Origin of the sequence: uncultured Agitococcus sp. (genome assembly GCF_937920075.1) — a bacterium.
In the GTDB taxonomy this organism is placed as follows: domain Bacteria; phylum Pseudomonadota; class Gammaproteobacteria; order Pseudomonadales; family Moraxellaceae; genus Agitococcus.
In genome coordinates this window covers 1-7025 of record NZ_CALETI010000094.1, presented here as the reverse complement: position 1 = coordinate 7025, position 7025 = coordinate 1, and the positions used below count along the sequence as shown (strand labels likewise).

Genomic DNA, 7025 nt, shown 5'->3' with positions numbered 1-7025 from the left:
ACACAAAGCCTATTTGTTCTACAATAAGTAGGTTTTGATAAGTTTTATGGAACGGCAGCGTATTCTGGTCGAAGCCAGCCCCTTAGACACTATTTGGGGGATTGGTTTGGGGCAAGATAATCCCAAAGCGCAACACCCACAAACATGGCGTGGCGAAAACTTGTTAGGTTTTGCATTAATGATGACCCGAGGGCAGCTTGTTAAACTTCCACAATGACATAATATTTTTGAACAATTTCAACGACTTCAAAAATACCTTTAAAATTTGGAGGAATGACACCAGCTTGTCCTGCCTGAATTTCTACAAAATTACCCTGAATATCATGCAAACGAACTTTACCTTTGATGATGTTAAAAAATTCTTGTTTATTACTAGCAAATTCAATGCGCCAAGCTCCTACTTCACATTGCCAAATGCCACAACTCATGTTTGGATGTTCATATAAATTTTGGGTTAAACGCTGTGGATTACCAACCACCAAACGTTCAGCACGTGGATAATCTATCGTTGGCGTGGCAAGGCTTTCACCTTGTCCTGCAATAAAAATGCTACTCATGGCAATACTCCTAAAAATTTAAAGCAATTATAAGCGTTTAGTCTTTAACAATTGTCTTAAATGCCCTAAAAATAACGCAAAAATACCAATAGCCAAGTCAATGTTTACGGTGTAAACTTTGGCGCATTGTTTTGGGATTTATCAATCCTGAGTTCTTGATTAGCAAGGTAGATTAACCATGAGCCAAGCCTATCCGCATTTAATGCAGCCTTTAGATTTAGGGTTTACCCAACTTCGTAACCGTGTGGTGATGGGGTCAATGCACACAGGTTTAGAAGACCGTTTTTATAATTATCCCAAATTAGCCGCGTTTTTTGGTGAACGTGCTAAAGGGGGCGTGGGTTTGATTGTCACAGGTGGTATTTCGCCTAATCGTGAAGGCTGGTTGTTGCCCTTTGGTGGCACGATGAACCGTATTACCGATGCAGTCAATCATCGTTTAGTGACTCATGCGGTTCACAAAGAAGGTGGCAAAATTTTATTGCAAATTTTGCATGCTGGCCGTTATGGTTTTCATCCTTTTGTGGTCTCCGCTTCTGCGACAAAATCACCCATTTCGATGTTTAAACCGCGTGAAATGTCTGAGCGTGGTATTGCCAAAACCATTGCTGCTTATGGTCGTTGTGCGCGTTTGGCCAAAATTGCGGGTTATGATGGCGTAGAAATTATGGGTAGCGAAGGCTACTTGCTCAATCAATTTTTGTGTGCGCGTGTTAATCAGCGTGATGATGAATGGGGCGGCACTATCGAAAATAGAATGCGTTTTCCTGTTGAAGTCGTGAAGCGTATTCGTAAAGTGGTCGGTAAAAATTTTATTATTGCCTATCGTTTGTCGCTGTTAGATTTGGTCGAAGGCGGCAATACATGGGATGAAGTGGTTGCAGTCGCTAAAGCCTTAGAACAAGCAGGCGTGACCTTATTAAATACGGGCATTGGTTGGCACGAAGCGCGTGTGCCGACCATTGTCACGTCTGTGCCACGTGCTGCCTTTGCCGATGTCACCGCACGCATCAAAAAAGAAGTGTCTATTCCTGTCATAGCGTCCAACCGTATCAATATGCCTGATACGGCCGAAGCAATTTTGGCGCGTGGTGATGCCGACATGGTGCAAATGGCACGTCCTTTCTTGGCAGACCCTGATTGGGTAAACAAAGCCGCCGCCAATAAAGCCGATGAAATTAATACCTGTATTGGCTGTAACCAAGCCTGTTTAGACCATGCCTTTAACAATAAGCGTGTTAGCTGTTTGGTGAATCCAAGGGCTTGCCACGAAACCGAATTAGTCTATATCAAAACGTCTAAAGCCAAACGTATTGCGGTAGTTGGTGCAGGGCCAGCAGGTTTATCGGCTGCGACCGTTGCCGCAGAACGTGGTCATTATGTGACCTTATTTGAAGCCAGCTCAGAGATTGGTGGTCAATTTAATGTGGCCAAACAAATCCCTGGTAAAGAAGAATTTTATGAAACCATTCGTTATTTTGGCCGTCAATTAGAGCTAAAAGGCGTAACTGTTAAATTAAATCAACGGGTATCGCGTGCCGATTTAGAAGCACAAGGTTTTGATGAGGTGATTGTGGCGACAGGTATTGCACCTCGCAAACCACCCATTAAAGGTATTGAACATCCTAAAGTATTGTCTTATTTGGATGTATTGCGCGACAAAAAGCCTGTCGGTCAACGGGTGGCGGTGATTGGTGCAGGCGGTATCGGTTTTGATTTGAGTGAATTTTTATTGCACGATGCTTCGGTGAGTTTACCCATTTCTACCCAAGCATGGTGTGCCGAGTGGGGCGTTGATTTACAAGCCAAAGTCGAAGGTGGTTTAGTTGAACCCGAACACAAAGCGCCTTTACGTCAAATTTATTTATTGCAACGTAAAGAGTCCAAAGTCGGTGCAGGTTTGGGCAAAACCTCTGGCTGGGTACATCGTGCGGTGATGCAAAAAAATAATGTGGCGATGATGTCTGGCGTTGAATACCGCGAAATTAACGATAATGGCTTAGTGATTGCGATTAACGGTAAAGAGCAATTATTAGCGGTTGATAACGTGGTGATTTGTGCGGGTCAAGAGTCCTTACGTGAGCTAATGCCCAAAGAAGGCGAAAGCACACGCGCCAATTATTACCAAATTGGTGGCGCGGCTTTGGCCAGTGAGTTAGATGCTAAACGTGCGATTAAAGAAGGGGCAGAATTGGCAACGAAATTGTAATATATACTTAAGTGTTAGGATGCTTGAGTGCATCCTACATTTAATCCGTTTTATATGACCGTTTGTCGGCTATTTAGATAAAAATTTTGGCGAAAAAACAGGAGCTTAATACATTATATGTTCTATATGTTAGTTTTTTTCTCAAAATATAGTTGATATATTTTAAATATAAACAAACGCTTATATTTGTACTTACTTTTTTTCTATCATTTTTAATATGGTTTTTTGTTTTTGGCCACAATATGTTGACTTAAGCAGATTTTTCTACGTGCTTGAATCCTTACCCTAACTATTATATAAATAACAATAAAGGACAATAACAACAGCAATTATTTGTCCTATGATGGAGTCTGATGACCATGAACAAAACCATGTGCCAACGATATATTAGTTATGTATTTATGATTTTAGTTTTAAGCTCAAGCAATCAGGTAGACAACGGATGTTAAGTCAACAGATTGCTAAATTGTATTTAGCTTTATATTGGGCTATTCCTTATAAAAACTTAGAAACCGAAGATACCATGCTTAAACAAATGAATGAGATTACTTCTTTGTATGTACAAGTGGTACAAATAGCCAGTAAATAACAAACAGTAGCTAATGCTGGTCAGTTACGGAAAATGGCTTCTTAAAAATAACACTTTGACTCTGTTCAGAGCGCATGTTTGCGTTGACTGAACGGAGTCAGGGTGGTTGCCCTTCGATCGGATAGTTGAGCCGAGTCGCAACCAAGTCAGCAAAAAAAGCTTAACTGACTGGCATTACTCTTAAGAGGGGACTTCTCTCTAAAAATTAGAATTTTTAAACCTAACTCAGCGTATTTAAGTAGTGGCAGTCCCAAATTGGCTAAACACAGTCGGTTTTAGAGCCTCTTTGACGGTTGCTAGGTCAAAATCTCTGGAGTCCTCTGGCAAACGAATGAGTATGGGTAAAAAAGAAATGCCAAGTTCCCCTTTTGGGAATGCGTAGTGACGAACCGTTTCATCAATGCCGATCAAGCCTTCAAACTCTAAATAAATAGTTGTTCGCTTATATTTTTTAGGAATACGGACAATTTCAACCAAACTTTCCTTAGTAACTTGTTCTAGCTGTTTACGAATCTTTTCTGGATCAGGCAGTTTTTTGTTTAAGCATTTATCCCAAAATTTTTGCCAATCATTACGTTCAGCCGCTAACTCAATTTGTTGATAAGCATCTTTAAGTTGTTGTTTAATAACGCGAATGGCTGGGGCAGCATCGTCAATAATTTGTTTGAGTTCGTTAACAGGGCGGTTAAAATCAAGCTCTGGGTTTTCTTTAAAAATATGTTCTCTGTCAGCCGTAAAAATACTACTTTTACGTTTTTCTAATAAGCGTAAATAAGAAACTAATTTGAATTCCATTTCTTGACTTTTGAGACTCCAACGAGCTGAAGATTGATAATAAAAATCACGAATATCGCCTAATAATTCGACTAAGAATGACTTTAAACCAAAAAATAAGTATTCGTAATCATCTGGTGTTTGAGCAAATTCTTTTAATATTCTATTAGCTTTTCCTAAAACTAATAAACTTAGATTTCGTTCGTAGTCACGTAGGCGAAATTCAATTATGGTTTGTAAGTTAGTACCATCCGCTTCTAAGGGCTTTGTTAATAAAGGTAACAAATATTGTAGTTGACAATTTTCAAGGCCATCTACAAACTCAATGACTTGATTAGTGAGTTGGCGTTGTAACGTAACAACACGAGTTAAATCTTTACGAATTTTAGTTTGATAGCTAGACTCACGCAGTTTGTATTTATCAACTGCCAAAATATTAAAGTAAATAAAACGCCCTCCCATAGCATCATCATCTAATAAAAAACGACGAACAGAGTAGCGATCTTGCTCAAATTTGGCAACCTCTCCTATGAGAAAGAAATAACGTTCTGTTGAGACAATACCAAGTCGGCGTACTTTAGCCTCATCAAATAAAGTAGTGTTAACGAATGGAAGAGGATCTTGTTTTAATTCACGTAAAGGTAACGTGCTAAACCAATAGCTAAGAAGTTTTTCTTTAATAAAAACTTCAATAATATAGGTTTTTATCATGTCTACGGTTAAGCCACGTTCACTGGGAGGAGGATCAAAGTCGTGTTCACGTAATTCTGTGGCAAAATCGTATAAAAAGGCTTCTATTAGACGTAGTTTTTCTTTTTGTAAGGCGAAATTATCTTCGGTATTAATACTATTGATTAATTCAACCCCCGCCTCTAATGAATCACCAATAGTTAAAATATTGCGAGTTTGTTTAATGCCATTCACAATCCGTAATAGCTTGTCAAGTGCAACTGAAATAGGGCGACTAACCAAAAGTCTTTTTGCCTCAGTTAAGGTGAGCTGTCCTGAGAAAACTAATTTGTTATCTGGCGTGAGACTAATATTTTTGGGTTCTAGAATATTCTTATAAGCTCGGCGACGTGAATCTTCATCAAGTTTGTCTAATAAGTGAGGAATTTTATCTTTCCAATCGTGATTTAAGACGGGATGAATATCTTTTAACAGACGAATGATGTCTAAAATTGATAGAGCTTTTTTAACTTGCTCTTGGAGGTCTAATTTTGGCGCACTTGGGGGTTCAACCGATTTACTGGTAATTTGTGTTTCTGCAAAATGATCGACAAGTGTTTGCTCTTTTGGTATTGCATCAGAAACCATCTCCAAAAAATCTGGATGTAAATCAAAGTTAAAAGACTCTTCTTGTAGCAAAGATGCATTTGGTAAATCTTGTGTAGAGTTTAAGTTGTTGTCGATGTCTAGTTGAGAGACTGATTTTATTTGCTGAATAATAGCTTGATAATGGCCTATTAAATCGCTCATATTCTTATAACGGTTGTCAACATTAGCTTGTAAACAAGTATCTATAAAGTCAACAAGTAATTTAGGAAGCAACGTTTGTGGATTAAGCTTTTTCCGCTTAGCAATGTCAATATCAGTCATTATGCTATATTGACACAAGGCTGTAGGTAAGTCGTGACAACTATTAAATAGTTCAAAAGCAATAATCCCTAACGCAAAAATATCTACACGAGCATCAATCACTTGTCCTAGACTTTGCTCTGGAGCCATGTAGGAGGGTGTACCTAATGACATACCTAATTGGGTGCTGTCTGACGATTCAATTTTGGCAATACCAAAATCTGCAATTTTAATACGATCATCATCTAATACGATGATATTAGCAGGTTTAATGTCCCGATGAATAATACCTTGTTGATGAGCATAATTTAGGCCATCACAAATGCTCAAAAACAAACGGTTAATTTGTTCAAATGATAATTTTTGTTGTGTTTTTAATAAATTTTCTAAGGTATGACCGTTGACAAACTCCATGACAATATACGGAGTGTTGTCTTCTTGTTGGCCAAAGTCGTAGATGGCAATAATATTTTGATGTTGACAACGTGCAGCAGCAGTTGCTTCGGCTTTAAAACGTTTTAGTAATTCTGCGCCAGAATCGCCTAATAGAAGATGATGATGAATGGTTTTAATAGCAACGGTCCGATTGATACTACTATCAAAACCTTTATACACTATGCCCATTGCTCCATGTCCTATAATACCATCAATTCGGTATTTTCGGTTACCTGAAATTTTGCCTCCGAAGATTTTGAAGGAGCACCCTCAGGTTTGGGACTCCATTTATTTGGTTTCATGGACATTACTTTTACGCTCAATCTCTCTGACTGTTTTGATGTACAACTCCTCGACTTTTTGTCTAGCCCAAGGCGTTTTACGCAAAAACTTCAAACTTGATTTGATGCTTGGATCTGTCGTAAAGCACTTGATCTTGATATCCTGCCCCAACGTTTCCCACCCATACCATTCCACCAGTTCGCCCAGGATCATTTCAAGGGTCTTGTTTTGGAGCGGATTTGACATGGGGCAAGTATAGCACGACTACCGTGGCACCTGCTGCAATGCGCCTTCCTCGCGCAGTTTCCTGACCTTCTCGTCCCGGCCCCTGTTGTATTCCCCCGCTGCCCCGTCCGACCGAATCACGCGATGGCACGGAACTTCCGGATTCATATTCTGACTCATAATCATGCCAACTGCACGAGCAGCGCCGGGTCGGCCGGCGCCCGCTTCATCTCCAGGGCATAGCCGATGGTGCCGTTGCTGAGCCGCTCCGCCACCGCCACCGCCGAGGAAAGCCGCGGGATGCGCACGCCGTCGGAACCCTTCTGCTGCGGGAAGAGCTGCGCCAGCGGCGAGTCCGGCTTGATGCGCCCGATGT

Annotated in this window: 7 protein-coding genes and 1 pseudogene; 3 read left to right on the top strand and 5 right to left on the bottom strand. The window is 40.2% G+C overall.

Annotated features, from left to right (window positions below; translation table 11 throughout):
• Positions 1 to 58: 58 nt before the first annotated feature.
• Positions 59 to 217: pseudogene (locus Q0212_RS03385) on the top strand (NADAR domain-containing protein); the annotation flags it as partial.
• Here Q0212_RS03385 and Q0212_RS03380 read toward each other — a convergent pair.
• Positions 201 to 557, bottom strand: a complete 357-nt coding sequence (locus Q0212_RS03380) for a cupin domain-containing protein (protein ID WP_297922221.1) — start codon at positions 555 to 557, stop codon at positions 201 to 203. The pseudogene Q0212_RS03385 and the gene Q0212_RS03380 overlap by 17 nt on opposite strands.
• Before the next feature lie 178 nt (positions 558 to 735).
• On the opposite strand from Q0212_RS03380, the gene Q0212_RS03375 reads away from it, so the two are divergent.
• Together Q0212_RS03375 and Q0212_RS03370 are read left to right on the top strand one after the other, a co-directional pair.
• Entirely contained in the window at positions 736 to 2766 is a 2031-nt protein-coding gene (locus Q0212_RS03375; protein ID WP_297922218.1) for an NADPH-dependent 2,4-dienoyl-CoA reductase, read from the top strand.
• A gap of 442 nt (positions 2767 to 3208) precedes the next feature.
• Complete coding sequence (locus Q0212_RS03370) at positions 3209 to 3355, top strand: hypothetical protein (RefSeq protein ID WP_297922215.1); 147 nt, start codon at positions 3209 to 3211, stop codon at positions 3353 to 3355.
• Positions 3356 to 3589: 234 nt separating this feature from the next.
• Here the strand turns inward: Q0212_RS03370 and Q0212_RS03365 are convergent, their stop codons facing one another.
• From Q0212_RS03365 to Q0212_RS03355, 4 genes are all read right to left on the bottom strand, one after another.
• Positions 3590 to 6358 (bottom strand): serine/threonine-protein kinase, encoded by a 2769-nt coding sequence (locus Q0212_RS03365; protein WP_297922224.1) that lies wholly within the window; start codon positions 6356 to 6358, stop codon positions 3590 to 3592.
• A gap of 72 nt (positions 6359 to 6430) precedes the next feature.
• The gene (locus Q0212_RS03360; protein WP_297922212.1) at positions 6431 to 6670 is read right to left on the bottom strand and encodes a VF530 family protein; all 240 of its coding nucleotides are present in this window, start codon (positions 6668 to 6670) and stop codon (positions 6431 to 6433) included.
• Between the two features lie 18 nt (positions 6671 to 6688).
• Positions 6689 to 6817: an MGMT family protein gene (locus Q0212_RS16770; RefSeq protein WP_367175535.1), complete on the bottom strand. Its 129-nt coding sequence runs from the start codon at positions 6815 to 6817 to the stop codon at positions 6689 to 6691.
• 14 nt (positions 6818 to 6831) lie between these two features.
• Positions 6832 to 7025: hypothetical protein (locus Q0212_RS03355; protein ID WP_297922209.1), on the bottom strand; the 194-nt coding region annotated here is incomplete at its 5' end.

Coding starts and splice junctions, on each gene's coding strand:
- Q0212_RS03380 (WP_297922221.1), bottom strand. CDS start 557: ATGAGTAGCATTTTTATTGCAGGACAAGGTGAAAGCCTTGCCACGCCA.
- Q0212_RS03375 (WP_297922218.1), top strand. CDS start 736: ATGAGCCAAGCCTATCCGCATTTAATGCAGCCTTTAGATTTAGGGTTT.
- Q0212_RS03370 (WP_297922215.1), top strand. CDS start 3,209: ATGTTAAGTCAACAGATTGCTAAATTGTATTTAGCTTTATATTGGGCT.
- Q0212_RS03360 (WP_297922212.1), bottom strand. CDS start 6,670: ATGTCAAATCCGCTCCAAAACAAGACCCTTGAAATGATCCTGGGCGAA.
- Q0212_RS16770 (WP_367175535.1), bottom strand. CDS start 6,817: ATGAATCCGGAAGTTCCGTGCCATCGCGTGATTCGGTCGGACGGGGCA.